The sequence below is a fragment of the Streptomyces angustmyceticus genome (genome assembly GCF_019933235.1).
GTDB classification, from domain to species: Bacteria; Actinomycetota; Actinomycetes; order Streptomycetales; family Streptomycetaceae; genus Streptomyces; species Streptomyces angustmyceticus.
Genome location: NZ_CP082945.1, coordinates 2,856,263 through 2,873,385, shown reverse-complemented (window position 1 = coordinate 2,873,385; position 17,123 = coordinate 2,856,263). Strand labels below are relative to the sequence as shown.

Sequence of the window (17,123 nt, the reverse complement as noted above, 5' to 3'; positions counted from 1 at the left end):
CGCGCGTCACAGTAGGCGTTGGGAAGGGGGCAGGCGCGATTACGACTCGAACCGGTGCGTTTCGGCAACCATGCGCCCCGGTACGGGTCGAACGCGGATACGACAACCGCCTGGTGGACGGGGGTGTCCGCACTCCCGTACGCCCTGTTTCAGGCCGCTGCCGGCGCGCGGGGTTGGGCCGGGTGGGTGGGGTTGGCGCCCCGGCCGACGTGTCGGGCGGCCGGGCCGGACGGGGTCGCTTTCAGTAGGGGGCCATAGATGTGATGAGCCCCAAAGTCGGCCGAACGTGGTGCGCCGTCAGGTCCCCGGCGGCGCGCGGCGCGGCGCGGGCGAGCCCGGAGGTAACCGTCATGACCGACCACGACCATCCCTCAGGCCGTCGCGCGGCGTGCCGCGGCCGCCGCTGTGCCGCGCTCGTCGCCGTGGGGGTGCTGCTCCCGCTGCCGGCCCTGGCCGGATGCACGGACGAGGCCCGGGAGACCTCCGTCGCCTCGTCCCAGGACATCGCCCGCGCGCCCCGCGGCGAGCTGAAGGAGGGCGGCACGCTGCGCTGGGCCGTCGACGGGATGCCCGGCACCTTCAACGCCTTCCAGTCCGACGCCGACACGACCACCACGCGGATCGCCGGCGCGGTGCTGCCGAGCATGTTCACCATCGACGAGAGCGGCAGGCCGCAGCGCAACGCCGACTACCTCGACGCCGCGGACATCAGCGCCCGCGACCCCAAGCAGGTCGTCACCTACAAGATCAACCCCAAGGCGCGGTGGAGCAACGGCGCGGCGATCACCGCCGCCGACTTCATCGCCCAGTGGAACGCGCTGCGCGGCAGGGACAACGCCTTCTGGACCGCCCGCAACGCCGGGTACGACCGGATCGGCAGGGTCGAACAGGGCGCGGGCTCGCACGAGGTCAAGGTCACCTTCGCCCGGCCCTACGCGGACTGGCGGTCGCTGTTCACCCCGCTCTACCCCCGGAGCGTGATGGGCAGCGCCGACGCCTTCAACGACGGGGCCCGCGAGCAGCTCCGGGTCGGCGCCGGGCCGTTCCTCGTCCAGAAGCGGGACGCCAAGGAGGGCCGCGTCGTCCTGGTGCGCAACCCGAAGTGGTGGGGCGACCGCGCCAAGCTCAAGAAGATCGTGATGGTGTCGCTGCCCGGCGGCAAGCGGGCCGCCGCGCTGGCCGACGGGAGCATCGACGTCGCCGCGGTCGACCAGGTCGCCGCGAAGCGGGTCGCCTCCGCCCGGCGCGCCGCCCCCGGGGCGCCCCACACGTCCGGCGAGGGCAACGCGGGCCCGCAGGGCGACGGGAAGGCCGCCCGGTCCGGTGCCAAGGCCGCCGCGGCCGAGAACACCGTCCTGCGCGGCTACACCATCCGCAAGGCCCTGGAGCCCGCCTACACCCAGCTCGCCCTCAACGGCAGCAGCGGGCCGCTGGCCGACGACCGGGTGCGCCGCGCGGTGGCCCGCGCCATCGACCGCCAGGCGCTCGCCGACACCGTCCTCAAGCCGCTCGACCTGCCCTCCAGGCCGCTCGGCAGTCATCTGCTGATGGCCGAGCAGTACGGCTACCAGGACCACAGCGACGCGCTCGGCGACCAGGACACCGCCGCGGCCACGGCGCTGCTCGCGGACGCCGGCTGGAAGAGCGACGGCTCCGACCGCCAGCAGGCCGGCGAGAAGGCGGGCGCCCCGGCGCCGGGCGCCGACCGGGACGAGGACGGCGACGACCCGTCCGACGACCGCTACGACGACGGCCCGGACGGCGCCGACGACGGCGACGCCGACGACCGCAACCCGGCCCGCTCCGGCCACGGCGCCCCGGCCGCCCGGGGCGGACACGGGGCGGGAGCCCGCCCCGCCGCCGCGAAGGCCCCGCTGTCCTTCACCGGCGCGGTCGGCTCCGAGGTCCAGCAGGCCGCCCTGCTGCGGCAGAGCGCGTCGTTCTACAAGCAGGCGGCGGCCCGCGAGAAGGACGCGGCGGACGGCGACACCGGGTCCGCGGCGTACGACCGGTACAAGCAGTACCGCAAGCGCGCGGCGCAGTCGCTCGGCGCGGCCGAGCGGATCGAGACCGGACAGGCCCCCGACCTGCCCGGATCCGGCGGGCACCCGGGCCTGCGCACGGCCGCCGAGCGCCCCGCCGACGCGGCCGCCGCGCCGCTGCCGGCCGGCCACCAGGGGGTGAGGGTCGCCGCCGTCAAGAAGGACGGCAGGCCGCTGACCCTGCGCTTCGTGGTGCCCGACGGCGGCGGCTCGGTGCAGCTGCGCACCGTCGGACGGCAGATCGCCACCATGCTCGGCAAGATCGGTATCCAGACGTCCATCCAGCGGGTCTCCGACGCCAGCTACTTCCAGGACCACATCGCCTCCGGCGACTACGACCTGGCGCTGTACTCGTGGCCCGGCACCGCCTACCCGGCGACCGACGCCCGGCCGATCTACGCCAAGCCGCAGCCCGCGCCCGACGGCTCGCTGACCGTAGAGCAGAACTACACCCGGGTCGGCACCGACCGCATCGACCAGCTCTTCGACCAGGCCGCCTCCGAGCTGGACGAGGGCGCCGCGCGCACGCTGGTGGCGCAGGCCGACGCCCGGATCTGGGCGGCCGCCGGATCGATCCCCCTCTACCAGCGGCCCGAGCTGGTGGCGACGAAGAAGACGCTCGCCAACGTCGGCGCCTTCGGCTTCGCCACGCCCCGCTTCCAGGACATCGGCTACCAGATGTAGCGGTGGCGCTGTCCCGGCGGGCATGAGGGAAGAAACCGCAGGTCACAGGGCATAGGTACGGGCTGCGGCGGCCAGTGCCGCCGCAGCCCCGTACGATGGGGTGAGGCCGTGGCTTCGTTATGCCCGGCAGGCGCGCGTACCGAATGGACGTGTCGCCACCCACGATTCCGGGAGAAGCGCCGCCAGTATGCCCACGCGCCACGACATTCGTAACGTAGCCATCGTCGCCCACGTCGACCACGGGAAGACGACCCTCGTCGACGCCATGCTCAAGCAGGCCGGCGCGTTCGCCGAACACGCCGCCGAGAAGCTCGACGACCGGATGATGGACTCCAACGACCTGGAGCGTGAGAAGGGCATCACGATCCTCGCCAAGAACACGGCGGTGAAGTATCACCCCAAGGACGGCGGGGACCCGATCACGATCAACATCATCGACACCCCCGGCCACGCCGACTTCGGTGGCGAGGTCGAGCGCGGTCTGTCGATGGTCGACGCGGTCGTCCTGCTGGTCGACGCCTCCGAGGGCCCGCTCCCGCAGACCCGCTTCGTGCTCCGCAAGGCCCTCGCGGCCCGGATGCCGGTCATCCTGTGCATCAACAAGACCGACCGCCCCGACTCCCGGATCGACGAGGTCGTCAACGAGACCTACGACCTGTTCCTGGACCTGGACGCGGACGAGGACCAGATCGAGTTCCCGATCGTCTACGCCTGCGCCCGTGACGGCGTCGCCTCGCTGACCAAGCCGGAGGACGGCACCGTCCCCGCCGACAGCGAGAACCTCCAGCCGTTCTTCACCACGCTGCTGGAGCACGTCCCGGCGCCGGAGTACGACGCCGAGGCCCCGCTCCAGGCCCACGTCACCAACCTCGACGCGGACAACTTCCTCGGCCGTATCGCGCTGCTCCGGGTCGAGCAGGGCGAGCTGCGCAAGGGCCAGAACGTCGCGTGGATCAAGCGTGACGGCTCGATCCAGAACGTCCGCATCACCGAGCTGATGATGACCGAGGCGCTCACCCGCAAGCCCGCCGAGGTGGCCGGGCCCGGCGACATCTGCGCGGTCGCCGGTATCCCCGACATCATGATCGGCGAGACCCTGGCCGATCCGGAGAACCCGGTCGCGCTGCCGCTGATCACGGTCGACGAGCCGGCCATCTCCATGACCATCGGCACCAACACCTCGCCGCTGGTCGGCCGCGGCGGCACCGGCAAGGGCGCGGACGCCAAGAACGCGGTCAAGGACCGCAAGGTCACCGCCCGCCAGGTCAAGGACCGCCTGGAGCGCGAGCTGATCGGTAACGTCTCGCTGCGCGTGCTGGAGACCGAGCGTCCCGACGCCTGGGAGGTGCAGGGCCGCGGTGAGCTGGCGCTGGCCATCCTGGTCGAGCAGATGCGCCGCGAGGGCTTCGAGATGACCATCGGCAAGCCGCAGGTGGTCACCAAGGAGATCGACGGCAAGACCCACGAGCCCGTCGAGCGGATGACCATCGACGTGCCCGAGGAGCACATGGGCGCCGTCACCCAGCTGATGGGTGTCCGCAAGGGCCGCATGGACAACATGTCCAACCACGGCTCCGGCTGGGTCCGCATGGAGTTCGTCGTGCCCTCCCGCGGTCTGATCGGCTTCCGTACCGAGTTCCTGACCAACACCCGCGGCACCGGTATCGCGCACTCCATCCACGAGGGTCACGAGCCGTGGTTCGGCCAGCTCTCCACCCGTAACAACGGCTCCCTGGTCGCCGACCGCGCCGGTGCGGTCACCGCCTTCGCGATGACCAACCTCCAGGAGCGCGGTGTGCTCTTCACCGACCCGGGCACCGAGGTGTACGAGGGCATGATCGTCGGTGAGAACTCCCGCTCCGACGACATGGACGTCAACATCACCAAGGAGAAGAAGCTCACCAACATGCGCTCCTCCTCGGCCGACTCCTTCGAGGCGATCGTGCCGCCGCGCAAGCTGTCGCTGGAGCAGTCCCTGGAGTTCTGCCGCGACGACGAGTGCGTCGAGGTGACCCCGGAGGCCGTGCGCATCCGCAAGGTCGTCCTGGACCAGAAGGAGCGCGGCCGCACGGCGTCGCGCGCCAAGCGCTGACACCGCGCACGACCCGGGCCGGGATTCCGGCCAAGGGTGAACGGGGCGTCCCTCCGCGCGAGGGGCGCCCCGTTTTCCGTGCCCGGAGGGCGGCGGAGCGGTCCGGGGGAGGGCGCGGCCGGGACCCGTGGCGGTGGCGCCCGCTCCCGGCCCGCTCGGGCATCCGAGGGGTTTCTCCGGTCTTCGGAGCAGGGGCGGTCGCCGTCAAAGTGCGCTGCGTCCCCCTTTGCGCTCTGATGTGGCTAGGCATGATCCACAGCTGAGGAGACGTCATGCGGAGAGCCACGCGCGCGAAGTGGGGCGGCTGCGCCCTCGTCGTCGCTCTCGTGGCCACGGCATGCGGGGGCGGGGCCGGGGCGAGCCGCTCCGGGGTGGTCAGCTCGTCCTGGGGCGATCCGCAGAACCCGCTGGAGCCGGCCAACACCAACGAGGTCCAGGGCGGCAAGGTGCTGGAGATGCTCTTCCGGGGCCTCAAGCGCTACGACCCGAAGACCGGCGCGGCCGAGAACGTCATCGCGGACCGCATCGAGACCGCGGACTCGCGGAACTTCACGGTGACGCTGAAGAAGGGCTGGACCTTCAGCAACGGCGAGAAGGTCACGGCCAGGTCCTTCGTGGACGCCTGGAACTACGGCGCGCTGCTGACCAACAAGCAGAAGAACGCCGCGTTCTTCCAGTACATCGACGGCTTCGCGCGGGTGCACCCGGACAGCGGGAGCCCGCGGGCCCGGACGCTGTCGGGGCTGGCGGTGAAGGACGACCGCACCTTCACCGTCAAGCTCAACCAGAAGTTCTCCAGCTGGCCGGACACGCTGGGCTACGCGGCCTTCATGCCGCTCCCGCGGGCGTTCTTCCGGCACCACGCCGACTGGATCGCCAAGCCGGTCGGGAACGGGCCGTACCTCGTGGACTCCTACGAGAAGGGGTCCGTGCTGCGGATGCGGAAGTGGCAGAAGTACCCCGGCGACGACCCGGCCCGCAACGGCGGGATCGACCTGCGGGTCTACACGGACAACAACACCGCCTACACCGATCTGCAGGCGGGCAACCTCGATCTGGTCGACGACGTGCCGGCCGCGCAGCTCAAGCATGTGAAGGCGGATCTCGGGGGCCGCTACATCAACCAGCCGGCCGGGATCATCCAGACCCTGACCTTCCCCATGTACGACAAGCGGTGGAACCACCCCGGCGCGGAGAAGCTGCGGCGCGGTCTGTCCATGGCGATCGACCGGGACCAGATCACCCGGGAGATCTTCCAGCGGACCCGCACCCCCGCCACCGACTGGACCTCGCCGGTGCTGGGCGCCAAGGGCGGGTACAGGGCGGGGCTGTGCGGCGACGCCTGTGTGTTCGACCCGGCCAGGGCGAAGCAGCTGATCAAGGAGGGCGGCGGCATCCCGGGCGGCACGATGACGCTCGCGTACAACGCCGACTCGGGCTCCCACAAGGACTGGATCGACGCCGTCTGCAACAGCGTCAACAAGACGCTGGGGGACGACAACGCCTGCGTCGGCAACCCGGTCGGCACGTTCGCCGACTTCCGGAACAAGATCACCGCCAAGCGGATGACCGGGCCGTTCCGGGCCGGCTGGCAGATGGACTACCCGCTGATCCAGAACTTCCTGCAGCCGCTGTACTACACCGACGCCTCCTCCAACGACGGCAAGTTCAGCAACCACGCCTTCGACAAGCTGGTGAACGAGGCCAACGCGGCGACGGACACCGGCCGGGCCGTCGCGACGTTCCAGGACTCGGAGAAGATCCTCGCCCAGCAGATGCCGGCCATCCCGCTCTGGTACCAGAACGGCAGCGCCGGCTACTCGGAGCGGATCGGCAACGTCTCGCTGAACCCGTTCAGCGTGCCCGTCTACAACGAGATCAAGGTCAACTGACGACGGAGCGAGGGAGGTTGACGCGTCATGGGACGCTACGCGGTCCGGCGGCTGCTCCAGATGATCCCGGTGTTCATCGGCAGCACGTTCCTGATCTTCTTCATGGTCTACGCGCTGGGCGACCCCGTGGCCGCGATGTTCGGCGACCGGGCCCCCGACCCCGCCACCGCCGCGCAGATCCGCCGCGACCTCTACCTCGACGAGCCGCTGTGGAAGCAGTACCTGCACTACATGGGCCAGATCTTCCAGGGGAACTTCGGCACCGCCTTCAACGGCCAGTCGGTCACCGAACTGATGGCCTCCGCCTTTCCCGTCACCCTCCGGCTGACCATCGTCGCCGTGGTGATCGAGATGGTGGTGGGCATCGTGCTGGGGGTGTTCAGCGGACTGCGCCGCGGCCGGGACATCGACACCACGGTGCTGGTCCTCACCCTCGTCGTGGTCTCCATCCCGACGTTCGTCAGCGGCTACCTGCTGCAGTTCGTGTTCGGGGTGCAGTGGGGCTGGGCCGCGCCGTCCGTCGCCCCCGAGGCGCCGCTGAACGAACTGCTGCTGCCGGGGCTGGTGCTGGCGCTGGTCTCGCTGGCCTACGTCACCCGGCTGACCCGGACCTCCATCGCGGAGAACGCCCGCGCCGACTACGTCCGTACCGCCCTCGCCAAGGGCCTGCCCCGGCGCCGGGTCATCACCCGCCACCTGCTGCGCAATTCGCTGATCCCCGTGGTGACCTTCATCGGCACGGACATCGGCGCCCTGATGGGCGGCGCGATCGTCACCGAGCGCATCTTCAACATCCACGGCGTCGGATTCCAGCTCTACCAGGGCATCCTGCGGCAGAACTCGCCGACCGTCGTGGGCTTCGTGACGATCCTGGTGCTGGTCTTCCTGCTGGCGAACCTCCTCGTCGACCTGTTGTACGCCGTCCTCGACCCGAGGATCCGCTATGCCTGATCCCTACGTCCCCAAGGAAGCCATCGGCCACGGCGACGGCGGCTCCGCCGCGCTGGCCATCGGCGAGGCGGAGTCGCTGGAGCGCCGGCCCGGCGCCGGGCCGCCCGGACCCGAGCCCCTCGGCAAGCCCCGCAGCCTGTGGAGCGACGCCTGGCACGACCTCTACCGCAACCCCGTCTTCGTGATCTCCGCGCTGGTCATCGTCTTCCTGGTGATCATCGCGATCTGGCCGCAGCTGATCGCCACCGGCAACCCGTACCGCGCGGACCTCGCCAAGGCGCAGCAGGGATCCCAGCCCGGCCACCCCTTCGGCTTCGACACCCAGGGCAGGGACGTCTACACCCGGGTGGTCTACGGGGCCCGCGCCTCCATCACCGTCGGCGTCTGCGCCACGACCGGCGCGGCGCTGCTGGGCAGCCTGCTGGGCGGGCTGGCGGGCTTCTTCGGCGGCTGGGGCGACACCCTGCTCTCCCGGCTCGCCGACATCTTCTTCGGCATCCCGGTGATCCTCGGCGGCCTGGTCTTCCTCTCCGTCGTCACCAGCACCACGGTCTGGCCGGTGGTCGGCTTCATCGTGCTGCTCGGCTGGCCGCAGATCTCCCGGATCGCCCGCGGCTCCGTCGTCACCGCCAAACAGAACGACTACGTCCAGGCCGCGCGGGCCCTGGGCGCCGGCAACGGACGGATGCTGCTGCGGCACATCGCGCCGAACGCCGTCGCCCCGGTCATCGTCGTCGCCACCATCGCGCTCGGCACGTACATCGCGCTGGAGGCGACGCTCTCCTACCTCGGCGCGGGCCTGAAGCCGCCCACCGTCTCCTGGGGCATCGACATCTCCACGGCCTCCACGTACATCCGCAGCGCGCCGCACATGCTGCTGTGGCCCGCCGGCGCGCTGAGCATCACGGTGCTGGCGTTCATCATGCTCGGCGACGCGGTGCGCGACGCCCTCGACCCCAAGCTGCGCTGAGGAGCCGGACGATGACGAACGAGGACGCGGACGGACGGTCCGCGGGCAGTGGCACGGCGCTGGCGGAGGCGCCCCTGCTCGACGTGCGCGACCTGCGGGTCGAGTTCCGCACCCGCGACGGGGTGGCGAAGGCCGTCAACGGCGTCAGCTACCGCGTGGCGCCGGGGCAGACCCTGGCGGTGCTCGGGGAGTCCGGCTCCGGCAAGTCCGTGACCGCACAGGCCGTGATGGGCATCCTCGACTCGCCGCCCGGGTACGTCACCGGCGGCGAGATCGTCTTCCAGGGGCGCGATCTGCTGACCCTGGGCCGGGAGGAGCGGCGTCGGATCCGCGGCGCGAAGATGGCGATGATCTTCCAGGACGCGCTGTCCGCGCTGAACCCGGTCCTCACCGTCGGCGCGCAGCTCGGGGAGATGTTCGAGGTCCACGAGGGGATGTCCCGCAAGGCGGCCCGGGGCCGGGCCGTGGAGCTGATGGAGCGGGTCGGCATCCCCGCGGCCCGCGCGCGGGTGGGCGACTACCCGCACCAGTTCTCCGGCGGGATGCGCCAGCGCATCATGATCGCGATGGCGCTGGCCCTCGGCCCCGATCTGATCATCGCGGACGAGCCGACCACGGCGCTGGACGTCACCGTCCAGGCGCAGGTGATGGACCTGCTGGCGGAGCTGCAGCGCGAACTCACCATGGGGCTGATCCTGATCACCCACGACCTCGGGGTGGTGGCGGACGTCGCCGACACCATCGCGGTGATGTACGCGGGCCGGATCGTCGAGACCGCCCCCGTCCACCAGCTCTACCGGGCGCCCGCGCACCCGTACACCCGCGGCCTGCTGGAGTCCATCCCGCGGCTGGACCAGAAGGGGCAGCGGCTCTTCGCCATCAAGGGCCTGCCGCCCAACCTGACCGCCATCCCGCCGGGCTGCCCCTTCCACCCGCGCTGCCCGCTGGCCCGGGACGTCTGCCGCACCGACCCTCCGCCGCTCTACGAAGCCGGGCCGGACCGGGCCAGCGCCTGCCACTTCTGGAAGGAGACCCTCGATGGGGCCCGGTGAGGGCGGCGGCCCGGCGGCCGGGGCGGGGGTGCCGCTGCTGGAGGCCCGCGATCTGGTCAAACACTTCCCGCTCACCCGGGGCGTGCTCTTCCACAAGCAGATCGGCGCGGTACGGGCCGTCGACGGTGTCTCCTTCGCCCTCCACCAGGGCGAGACGCTCGGCATCGTCGGCGAGTCCGGCTGCGGGAAGTCCACCATCGCCAAGCTGCTGGTCGGCCTCGAACGCCCGACGGCCGGTCAGATCCGTTACCGCGGCGAGGACATCAGCACCCTCTCCGGGCGGGCGCTGCGGGCGGTGCGGCGCAACATCCAGATGGTGTTCCAGGACCCCTACACCTCCCTGAACCCGCGGATGACCGTCGGCGACATCATCGGCGAGCCGTACGAGATCCACCCCGAGGTGGCCCCCAAGGGGGACCGCCGCAGAAAGGTCCAGGAACTCCTGGACGTGGTCGGGCTCAACCCCGAGTACATCAACCGCTATCCGCACCAGTTCTCCGGCGGGCAGCGCCAGCGCATCGGCATCGCCCGCGGCCTCGCCCTGCGCCCGGAGATCATCGTCGCCGACGAGCCGGTCTCCGCGCTGGACGTCTCGGTGCAGGCCCAAGTGGTCAACCTGCTGGAGCAGTTGCAGGACGAGTTCGACCTGTCGTACGTCTTCATCGCCCACGACCTGTCCGTCGTGCGGCACATCTCCGACCGCGTCGCGGTGATGTACCTGGGCCGGCTCGCCGAGACCGGCACCGACGAGCAGATCTACGCGCACCCCACCCACCCGTACACCCAGGCCCTGCTGTCCGCCGTGCCCGTCCCCGACCCCGAGGCCCGCGACCGGCGCGAGCGCATCCTGCTGGCGGGCGACGTCCCCTCGCCCGCCGACCCGCCCTCCGGCTGCCGCTTCCGCACCCGCTGCTGGAAGGCGCAGCAGGTGTGCGCGGACGTGGTGCCGCCGCTGGAGGTACCGGCGGGGCTCCTGGCGGCGGGAGGGGCCGCCCACGCCTCGGCCTGCCACTTCGCCGAGGAGCGGCAGGTGGTGGCGAGCGAGTGAGACGCGCCGGAGCCCGCCTCCCTGCGAGGGAAGCGGGCTCCGGGCCGTGCTGCGGGCGGGCGGCGGGTCAGTCGTCCGTGCCGGTCCCGCCGGCCGGCTCGACGTCCTCCATCGCGGCCAGCGCCGGGTCGAGGATGATGTCCTCGTCCCGGGCCGCGGTGGTCGGCTCCTCGGGGAAGTGGCAGGCCGTGAGGTGGCCGGCCCCGTTGCCCGTGATCTGGACGAGCGGCGGCTCCTCGGTCGCGCACTTGTCCTGGGCCTTCCAGCACCGGGTACGGAACCGGCAGCCGGAGGGCGGGTTGACGGGGGAGGGGACGTCACCGGCGAGGCGGATGCGCTCGCGGTCCTCCTCCTCGTCCTCCACCAGCTTGGCCTCGGGCACCGCCGAGAGCAGGGCGTGGGTGTAGGGGTGGCGCGGCCGGTGGTAGATCTCGTCGCGGGTGCCCACCTCGACGATCTTGCCGAGGTACATCACCGCGACCCGCTCGCTGAAGTGCCGTACGACCGCCAGGTCGTGGGCGATGAAGAGGAACGCGATGCCCAGTTCGCGCTGGAGCTTCTGGAGCAGGTTGACGACCTGCGCCTGGATGGAGACGTCCAGCGCGGAGACCGGCTCGTCGGCGATGATCAGCTTCGGTTCCAGGGCGAGCGCCCGCGCCACGCCGATGCGCTGGCGCTGGCCGCCGGAGAACTCGTGCGGGAAGCGGTTGTAGTGCTCCGGGTTGAGACCCACGGTCTCCAGGAGCTCGCGGATCCGCTTCTCCCGGCCGCCGGGCGGGTTGATCCCGTTGATCTCCATCGGGCCGCCGATGATGGTGCCCACCGTCTGCCGCGGGTTCAGCGAGGCGTACGGGTCCTGGAAGATCATCTGGATCTCGGAGCGGATCGGCGCCAGCTCCTTGCGGCCCGCGTGGGTGATGTCCCGGCCCGCGTACGTGATCTTGCCGGCGGTCGGCTCCATCAGCCGGGTGAGCAGCCGCCCGGTGGTGGACTTGCCGCAGCCCGACTCGCCGACCAGGCCGAAGCTCTCGCCGGCGTGCACCGTCAGGTCGAGCCCGTCGACCGCCTGGACCGCGCCGACCTTCCGCTTGAACGGGAATCCGCCGTAGATCGGGAAGTGCTTGGTCAGGCCCTCGGCGGTCAGCAGCGGCTCGCCCGGGGCGGGCGCGGCGTCACGGGGCGCCGGGAGGGTGACGTTCTCTGTCATGGTGGTCGCTCCCTAGCCCAGCCGGGGCTTGATCTGCTCGGTGAAGAGGGTCTGCTTCTGCTCGGCGCTCAGGTGGCACGCGGCCGCGCGCCCCAGTGCCAGCGTGGGCCGCTCGTCGGTGCAGCGGGTGCCCCCGACCTCGCCGGTGAAGCCGCAGCGCGGGTTGAAGGCGCAGCCGGAGGGCGGGTTGAGCAGGCTCGGCGGGGTGCCGGGGATCGGGTGCAGCGCCTCGCTGACGTCCGAGGACAGCCGCGGCATCGAGCTCAGCAGGCCCCAGGTGTACGGGTGCCGGGGCTGGGTGAGGATCTCCTTGACCGAGCCGCGCTCCACGGCCCGGCCGCCGTACATCACCAGGACGTCGTCCGCGGTGTTGGCGACCACGCCGAGGTCATGGGTGATCAGGATGATCGCGGAGCCGAACTCCTGCTGGAGGTCCTTGAGCAGGTCGAGGATTTGCGCCTGGACGGTGACGTCCAGGGCGGTGGTCGGCTCGTCGGCGATCAGCAGCTGGGGGTTGCAGACCAGCGCCATGGCGATCATGGCGCGCTGGCGCATACCGCCGGAGAACTGGTGCGGGTAGTCGTCCACCCGCAGGTCGGGCTGCGGGATGCCGACCTTGGTCAGCATCTCGATGGCCCGCAGCCGGCCCTCGCGCTTGGTGGCGCCGGTGTGCTTGATGAACGGCTCCGCGATCTGCCGGCCGATGGTGTAGTACGGCGACAGGGCGGTCAGCGCGTCCTGGAAGATCATGGCCATCTTGTTGCCGCGGAGCTTCTCCAGGGTCTTCTCCCTGGCCCCGGTCAACTCCTGGCCGTCCAGCACGATCTCGCCGCCGATCTCGGTGGCCTTCGGGTCGTGCAGCCCCAGGATGGACAGGTTGGTCACCGACTTGCCGGAGCCCGATTCGCCGACGATGCCGAGCGTCTGACCGCGTTCCAGGTCGAAGGAGAGACCGTCGACCGCCTTGACGATGCCGTCCTCGGTGGAGAACCGCACATGCAGGTCGCGTACGGAGAGAAACGCATCAGATCCGGTCGGGACCGGCGCACCCTCGGGTTTGGTGAGTGTGGTCACTGGTGGTTCTCCTAGGACAGACGCACGCGCGGGTCGATGAACGCGTAGCAGGCGTCCACGATGATGTTGAAGAGGATGATGAACGCGGCTGCGAAGAGCATCACGCCCATGACCGTGGGCAGGTCGGTGTTGAGCACCGACTGCATCGACAGGGTCCCCAGACCCGGCAGGGCGAAGGTCACCTCGGTGATCATGGCGCCGCCGAAGAGGGTGCCGAGGTCGATGCCGAAGATGGTGACGATGGGGATCAGCGAGCCGCGCCAGGCGTAGCGGAAGAAGACCGTCGCGGCCGACATGCCCTTGGCACGGGCCGTGCGGACGTGCTCCTCCTGCAGTTGCTCGATCATCGCGGAGCGCGCCATACGGGTGTACTGCGCGGTGAAGATGATCGAGAGCACACACCACGGGATCAGCAGGCCCATGAACCAGCCGACGGGATCCTGCGTGATGGGCACGTACTTGGGCTGCCCCAGCAGATTGGTGTTGTAGACCAGCAACGCCAGCACGATCGGGCCGACGAAGTAGATCTGCATCGAGCTGAGCACCAGCGAGGCCGAGCTGAAGAACTTGTCGATCAGCGAGCCCTGCTTCCAGGCGGCGACCATGCCGGTGGCGAGGCCGACGAGCAGGAAGACCGCGGCGGCGCCGAGGGTCAGCGACAGGGTGATCGGGAAGCGGTCGACGATGGTGTTCCACACCGCGTCGCCGGTGGCGAAGGAGTAGCCGAAGCAGGGGGCGGGGCACGGGCCCTGGGCGAAGTCACGACCGGTGACGATGCCGGACATGAAGTGCCAGTACTGCACCAGGATCGGCTGGTCGAGCCCCATGTTCTTGTGGATGATCGCGAGTGCCTGGGGGCCGCAGTTCCTTCCGCACGCGAGCAGCGCGGGGTCCCTGGGGGCGGCGAAGAAGAGGAAGAACGTGAACGCGCTGATGAGCAGCAGGATCACGATCGCGCCGAGAGACCGGCGGAAGAGGAATCGAAGCATGGCAGATCGCAGCTCTCGTGGGGCAGCGGAGGTGTGGGGTGAGGCGCACGGTGTGCCCGCCCGGTGAGGCGGGCACACCGTGCCTGGTAACCGGTACGGTCGCGGTTACTTCTTGACGTACATCTTGGTCGGGTCGACGGAGCTGATGATGTCGTTGTTCACGACGCCGCCGACCTTGGAACCGTGCAGCTGGATCTGCTTGTAGTAGAAGGTCGGGATCTGCGGGAGGTCGTCCTTGAGGATCTTCTCGCCGAGCGCGAACCAGTCGTCAGCGGCCTTCTTCTGGTCCGTCTCCTGCTCGATCCGGTCGATCTCCTTGTTGGTCGCCGGGTTGTTGTACAGCGAGTAGTTGGTCCCGCCGTCCTGGATCTGCCGGCCGTCGTACACCGGGGGGAGCACCGTCAGCGCGCTCGGCCAGTCCGCACCCCACGCAGAGGGGTAGAGGTCGAACTTGTTGTCCGTCTTGCCGATGATGTCGTAGTACGTGTCCGGCGGCAGTTCCTTGCTCTGGACGTTGAAGCCGGCCTTCTTGAGGTTGTCGACCACCGCGACGGAGTACTTCGACGGCTCGGTCGCCGTGTTGTGCGCGTAGGTCAGCTTCATGCCGGTCTTGCCGGCTTCCTTCAGGATCTTCTTGGCCTTGTCGACGTCGCCCAGCGGCTTCTTGAGCTTGCCGTAGGGGTCGATGTCCTTGTAGCCGGTCAGCGTCGGGCTGATGTAGCTGCCGGCCAGCTCGCCGCCGCCCGGGGTGCCGTAGGCGTCCAGGACGGACTGCGTCGGCAGGGCGTAGGCGATGGCCTCGCGGATCTTCTTGTCCTTCAGGCGGCGCATGTTGAAGTTCATGACGCCGACGTAGGGCTGGTAGCCGGAGGTCGAACGCGCCTTGATCTTCGGGTCGTTGGCGACCTGCTGCATGCTCGCCGCGTCGACCTGGTTGTTGAAGCTGACCGCGGTCTGGTTGTCCGCGTTGTCGGCCATCAGGCGCTGGGTGGAGTCGGTGAAGGCCACGCTGAACTGGATGTCGAACTTGTCGACGTACTGGTGACGCGTGATGTCGGTGTTCGGGTCCCAGTTGGTGTTCTTGACCAGCGTGATGCCCTTGCCGTTCTTGAACGACCCGGGCTGGATCTTGTACGGGCCCGAGGCGACCGGGGCCTTGTCGTACTTCTCCTTGGTGTCCTTGCTCTTCTCGACGACGCCGTAGCCGGCCATGGCCAGCGCGTAGGGCAGGTCACCCACGGGCTTCTTGAAGTGGAAGACGATGGTCTTGTCGTCCGGGGTGTCCAGCACGTCCTTGGGCAGGTGCTTCCCGCCGTAGGGGCCGCCCTTGAGGAGCTTGCGGTAGTCGGCCGAGTCGGCCAGCCAGCGCTGGATGTACGTCGGGCCGCTGGAGATGAAGTTCGCGAACTGCCGCTCGAAGGTGTGCCGGACGTCGGCCGAGGTGATCGGCTTGCCGTCCTCGAACTTGATGCCGTCCTTGAGCTTGTACGTCCAGGTCTTGCCGCCGTCGGACTTCTGGCCGCTGTCGGTGGCGAGGTCGCCGACGACGGTGTACTTGCCCTTGTTGTCCAGGTGGTAGTTCGTCAGCCTGCGGAACAGCAGGCTGGAGACGGTGCCCTGGTCGGAGACGTAGATCTGCGCCGGGTCGAGGTGCGCGTAGGTGTCGCGCTGGTAGACCTTGATGGTGCCGCCCGGGGTGGCGCCGGGCACGGCCTCGGCCGGCCCCTTGGAAGCGGCGGCGTCACCGAAGGTGATCTGCGCGCGCTGCTTCTCGGCGTTCTTGCGGGCGTCGTCGTCGCCGGCGCCCTTTCCGGCGCCGCTGCTGCACGCGGTGAGGACCATGGCTCCCGCGGCCAGCGCCACGACGGTGGCGCGCGCTCTGCGCATACGAACGTTGCTCATGGTGGTGGATGCACCTGCCTGTCGTTGATCCGTTGCTGCTGCCTGACTGATGCGGTGCTGGTGGGGTGGCAGCACCCCCCCGCGGAACGGATTCACCGAGCCCTCTTCGGGTCGAAGGCGTCCCGGACCGAGTCCCCGAGCAGGTTGAACGCGACGATGAAGATGACCATCGCGAGGCCGGGGAAGAACAAGTACGTGATGTCGTTGCGGTAGTAGTCCGCCGCGTTGGCGAACATCCGGCCCCAGTCGGGCGTGGGCTCGACGAGGCCGACGCCGAGGAACGAGAGCCCCGCGATGGAGGTCACGAAGTTCGGCAGCATGTAGGTCGTCTGCACCAGGATCGGCGTCATCACGTTGGGCACCAGCTCGCGCCGGATGATCCGCGACGGAGAGGCGCCGCTGACCTTGGCGGCCTCGACGAACTCCCGCTCGCGCAGCGACAGCGTCTGGCCGCGGAGCAGCCGGGCCAGGCTCATCCAGCCCAGGAACCACATGACCAGGATGATGATCGACGCGCGTAGCCACTCAGGCATCTCGTCCTCGGGAGCCACGAAGATGGCCCCCACGACGGGCACGAAGGCCACGAAGAAGAGCTGCTGGGGGAAGGCCATCAGCAGGTCGATGAACCGGCCGAGGAAGTAGTCGGTGCGCCCGCCGAAGTAGCCGGCGGCCACGCCCAGCAGGACCGCGGTGAGCACCGAGACCAGGGTGATGGCCACCGCGAGGCCCAGCGTGTTGCGGATGCCGTAGAGCAGCTGCATGAAGACGTCGCGGCCCAGGCCGGGTTCGATGCCGAACCAGAAGTCCCCGGAGATACCGCCGTTGGGCCCGGCCGGGTACTGGTTGACCAGGAGCCCCGGGGTGATCTGCCCGTAACGGGTGTACGGGTCCTTGCCGTAGATCTTGGAGATGAGCGGTGCGAGCAGGCCGATCAGGAAGAAGAAGATCACGACCCCGGCGCTGATCACGCCGATCCGGTCGCGCTTGAAGCGCGCCCACATCAGCTGGCTGGGCGAACGCCCCTGCAGCGGATCGTTTTTGCCCCTCTTGCCGCTCTTCTTCGAGCTGAGTCCTTCAGGGCCAGGACCTGGAGTGTCGGTCGTGGTCCCCGCGGTCTGGGACGGACTGGTCATCGCGAAGTGCCCCCGCGCCGAGTTCTCTTGGAACGTGAAGCGGCACCGATTGCACCGCTGGATGAGCGGACTTTCGCAAGTGATTTA

The 17,123-nt window shown here is 69.8% G+C and carries 12 protein-coding genes; 7 read left to right on the top strand and 5 right to left on the bottom strand.

Translation table 11 applies throughout. The features are described from left to right. The first annotated feature begins 350 nt into the window (after window positions 1-350). The 7 genes from K7396_RS12890 to K7396_RS12860 all read left to right on the top strand — a co-directional run bounded on the left by K7396_RS12890 (window position 351) and on the right by K7396_RS12860 (window position 10,731). Entirely contained in the window at window positions 351-2,726 is a 2,376-nt protein-coding gene (locus tag K7396_RS12890; protein WP_086720676.1) for an ABC transporter family substrate-binding protein, read from the top strand. 187 nt (window positions 2,727-2,913) lie between these two features. After that, entirely contained in the window at window positions 2,914-4,818 is a 1,905-nt protein-coding gene (gene typA, locus K7396_RS12885) for a translational GTPase TypA (protein WP_086720675.1), read from the top strand. Window positions 4,819-5,090: 272 nt separating this feature from the next. Further along, window positions 5,091-6,710 (top strand): peptide ABC transporter substrate-binding protein, encoded by a 1,620-nt coding sequence (locus K7396_RS12880; protein WP_152104559.1) that lies wholly within the window; start codon window positions 5,091-5,093, stop codon window positions 6,708-6,710. A gap of 27 nt (window positions 6,711-6,737) precedes the next feature. Further along, window positions 6,738-7,661, top strand: a complete 924-nt coding sequence (locus tag K7396_RS12875) for an ABC transporter permease (RefSeq protein ID WP_086718649.1) — start codon at window positions 6,738-6,740, stop codon at window positions 7,659-7,661. Continuing rightward, entirely contained in the window at window positions 7,654-8,631 is a 978-nt protein-coding gene (locus tag K7396_RS12870; protein ID WP_086718648.1) for an ABC transporter permease, read from the top strand. The genes K7396_RS12875 and K7396_RS12870 overlap by 8 nt, the downstream gene beginning before the upstream one ends. 11 nt (window positions 8,632-8,642) lie before the next feature. Further along, complete coding sequence (locus K7396_RS12865; protein WP_223659903.1) at window positions 8,643-9,683, top strand: ABC transporter ATP-binding protein; 1,041 nt, start codon at window positions 8,643-8,645, stop codon at window positions 9,681-9,683. Next, window positions 9,670-10,731, top strand: coding sequence for an ABC transporter ATP-binding protein (locus K7396_RS12860; protein ID WP_086718647.1), 1,062 nt, complete (start codon window positions 9,670-9,672; stop codon window positions 10,729-10,731). The genes K7396_RS12865 and K7396_RS12860 overlap by 14 nt, the downstream gene beginning before the upstream one ends. A 67-nt stretch (window positions 10,732-10,798) precedes the next feature. On the opposite strand, the gene K7396_RS12855 is transcribed toward K7396_RS12860, so the two are convergent. The 5 genes from K7396_RS12855 to K7396_RS12835 form a co-directional block, all read right to left on the bottom strand. Further along, on the bottom strand, window positions 10,799-11,938 hold the full coding sequence (locus tag K7396_RS12855; protein WP_086718646.1) for an ABC transporter ATP-binding protein: 1,140 nt from the start codon (window positions 11,936-11,938) through the stop codon (window positions 10,799-10,801). A 12-nt stretch (window positions 11,939-11,950) separates the two neighbouring features. Beyond that, window positions 11,951-13,012: an ABC transporter ATP-binding protein gene (locus tag K7396_RS12850; protein ID WP_086718645.1), complete on the bottom strand. Its 1,062-nt coding sequence runs from the start codon at window positions 13,010-13,012 to the stop codon at window positions 11,951-11,953. An 11-nt stretch (window positions 13,013-13,023) separates the two neighbouring features. Continuing rightward, a complete protein-coding gene (locus K7396_RS12845; RefSeq protein WP_086718644.1) occupies window positions 13,024-14,001 on the bottom strand; it encodes an ABC transporter permease in 978 nt (325 codons plus the stop codon). A gap of 105 nt (window positions 14,002-14,106) precedes the next feature. Further along, window positions 14,107-15,903, bottom strand: a complete 1,797-nt coding sequence (locus K7396_RS12840) for an ABC transporter substrate-binding protein (RefSeq protein WP_086718643.1) — start codon at window positions 15,901-15,903, stop codon at window positions 14,107-14,109. A 92-nt stretch (window positions 15,904-15,995) separates the two neighbouring features. Beyond that, window positions 15,996-17,036: an ABC transporter permease gene (locus K7396_RS12835; protein ID WP_086718642.1), complete on the bottom strand. Its 1,041-nt coding sequence runs from the start codon at window positions 17,034-17,036 to the stop codon at window positions 15,996-15,998. Window positions 17,037-17,123 lie beyond the last annotated feature (87 nt).

Bases quoted from the DNA above. Each gene is read 5' to 3' on its own strand.
- K7396_RS12890 (WP_086720676.1), top strand. From the start codon at position 351: ATGACCGACCACGACCATCCCTCAGGCCGTCGCGCGGCGTGCCGCGGC.
- typA (WP_086720675.1), top strand. From the start codon at position 2,914: ATGCCCACGCGCCACGACATTCGTAACGTAGCCATCGTCGCCCACGTC.
- K7396_RS12880 (WP_152104559.1), top strand. From the start codon at position 5,091: ATGCGGAGAGCCACGCGCGCGAAGTGGGGCGGCTGCGCCCTCGTCGTC.
- K7396_RS12875 (WP_086718649.1), top strand. From the start codon at position 6,738: ATGGGACGCTACGCGGTCCGGCGGCTGCTCCAGATGATCCCGGTGTTC.
- K7396_RS12870 (WP_086718648.1), top strand. From the start codon at position 7,654: ATGCCTGATCCCTACGTCCCCAAGGAAGCCATCGGCCACGGCGACGGC.
- K7396_RS12865 (WP_223659903.1), top strand. From the start codon at position 8,643: ATGACGAACGAGGACGCGGACGGACGGTCCGCGGGCAGTGGCACGGCG.
- K7396_RS12860 (WP_086718647.1), top strand. From the start codon at position 9,670: ATGGGGCCCGGTGAGGGCGGCGGCCCGGCGGCCGGGGCGGGGGTGCCG.
- K7396_RS12855 (WP_086718646.1), bottom strand. From the start codon at position 11,938: ATGACAGAGAACGTCACCCTCCCGGCGCCCCGTGACGCCGCGCCCGCC.
- K7396_RS12845 (WP_086718644.1), bottom strand. From the start codon at position 14,001: ATGCTTCGATTCCTCTTCCGCCGGTCTCTCGGCGCGATCGTGATCCTG.
- K7396_RS12840 (WP_086718643.1), bottom strand. From the start codon at position 15,903: ATGAGCAACGTTCGTATGCGCAGAGCGCGCGCCACCGTCGTGGCGCTG.
- K7396_RS12835 (WP_086718642.1), bottom strand. From the start codon at position 17,036: ATGACCAGTCCGTCCCAGACCGCGGGGACCACGACCGACACTCCAGGT.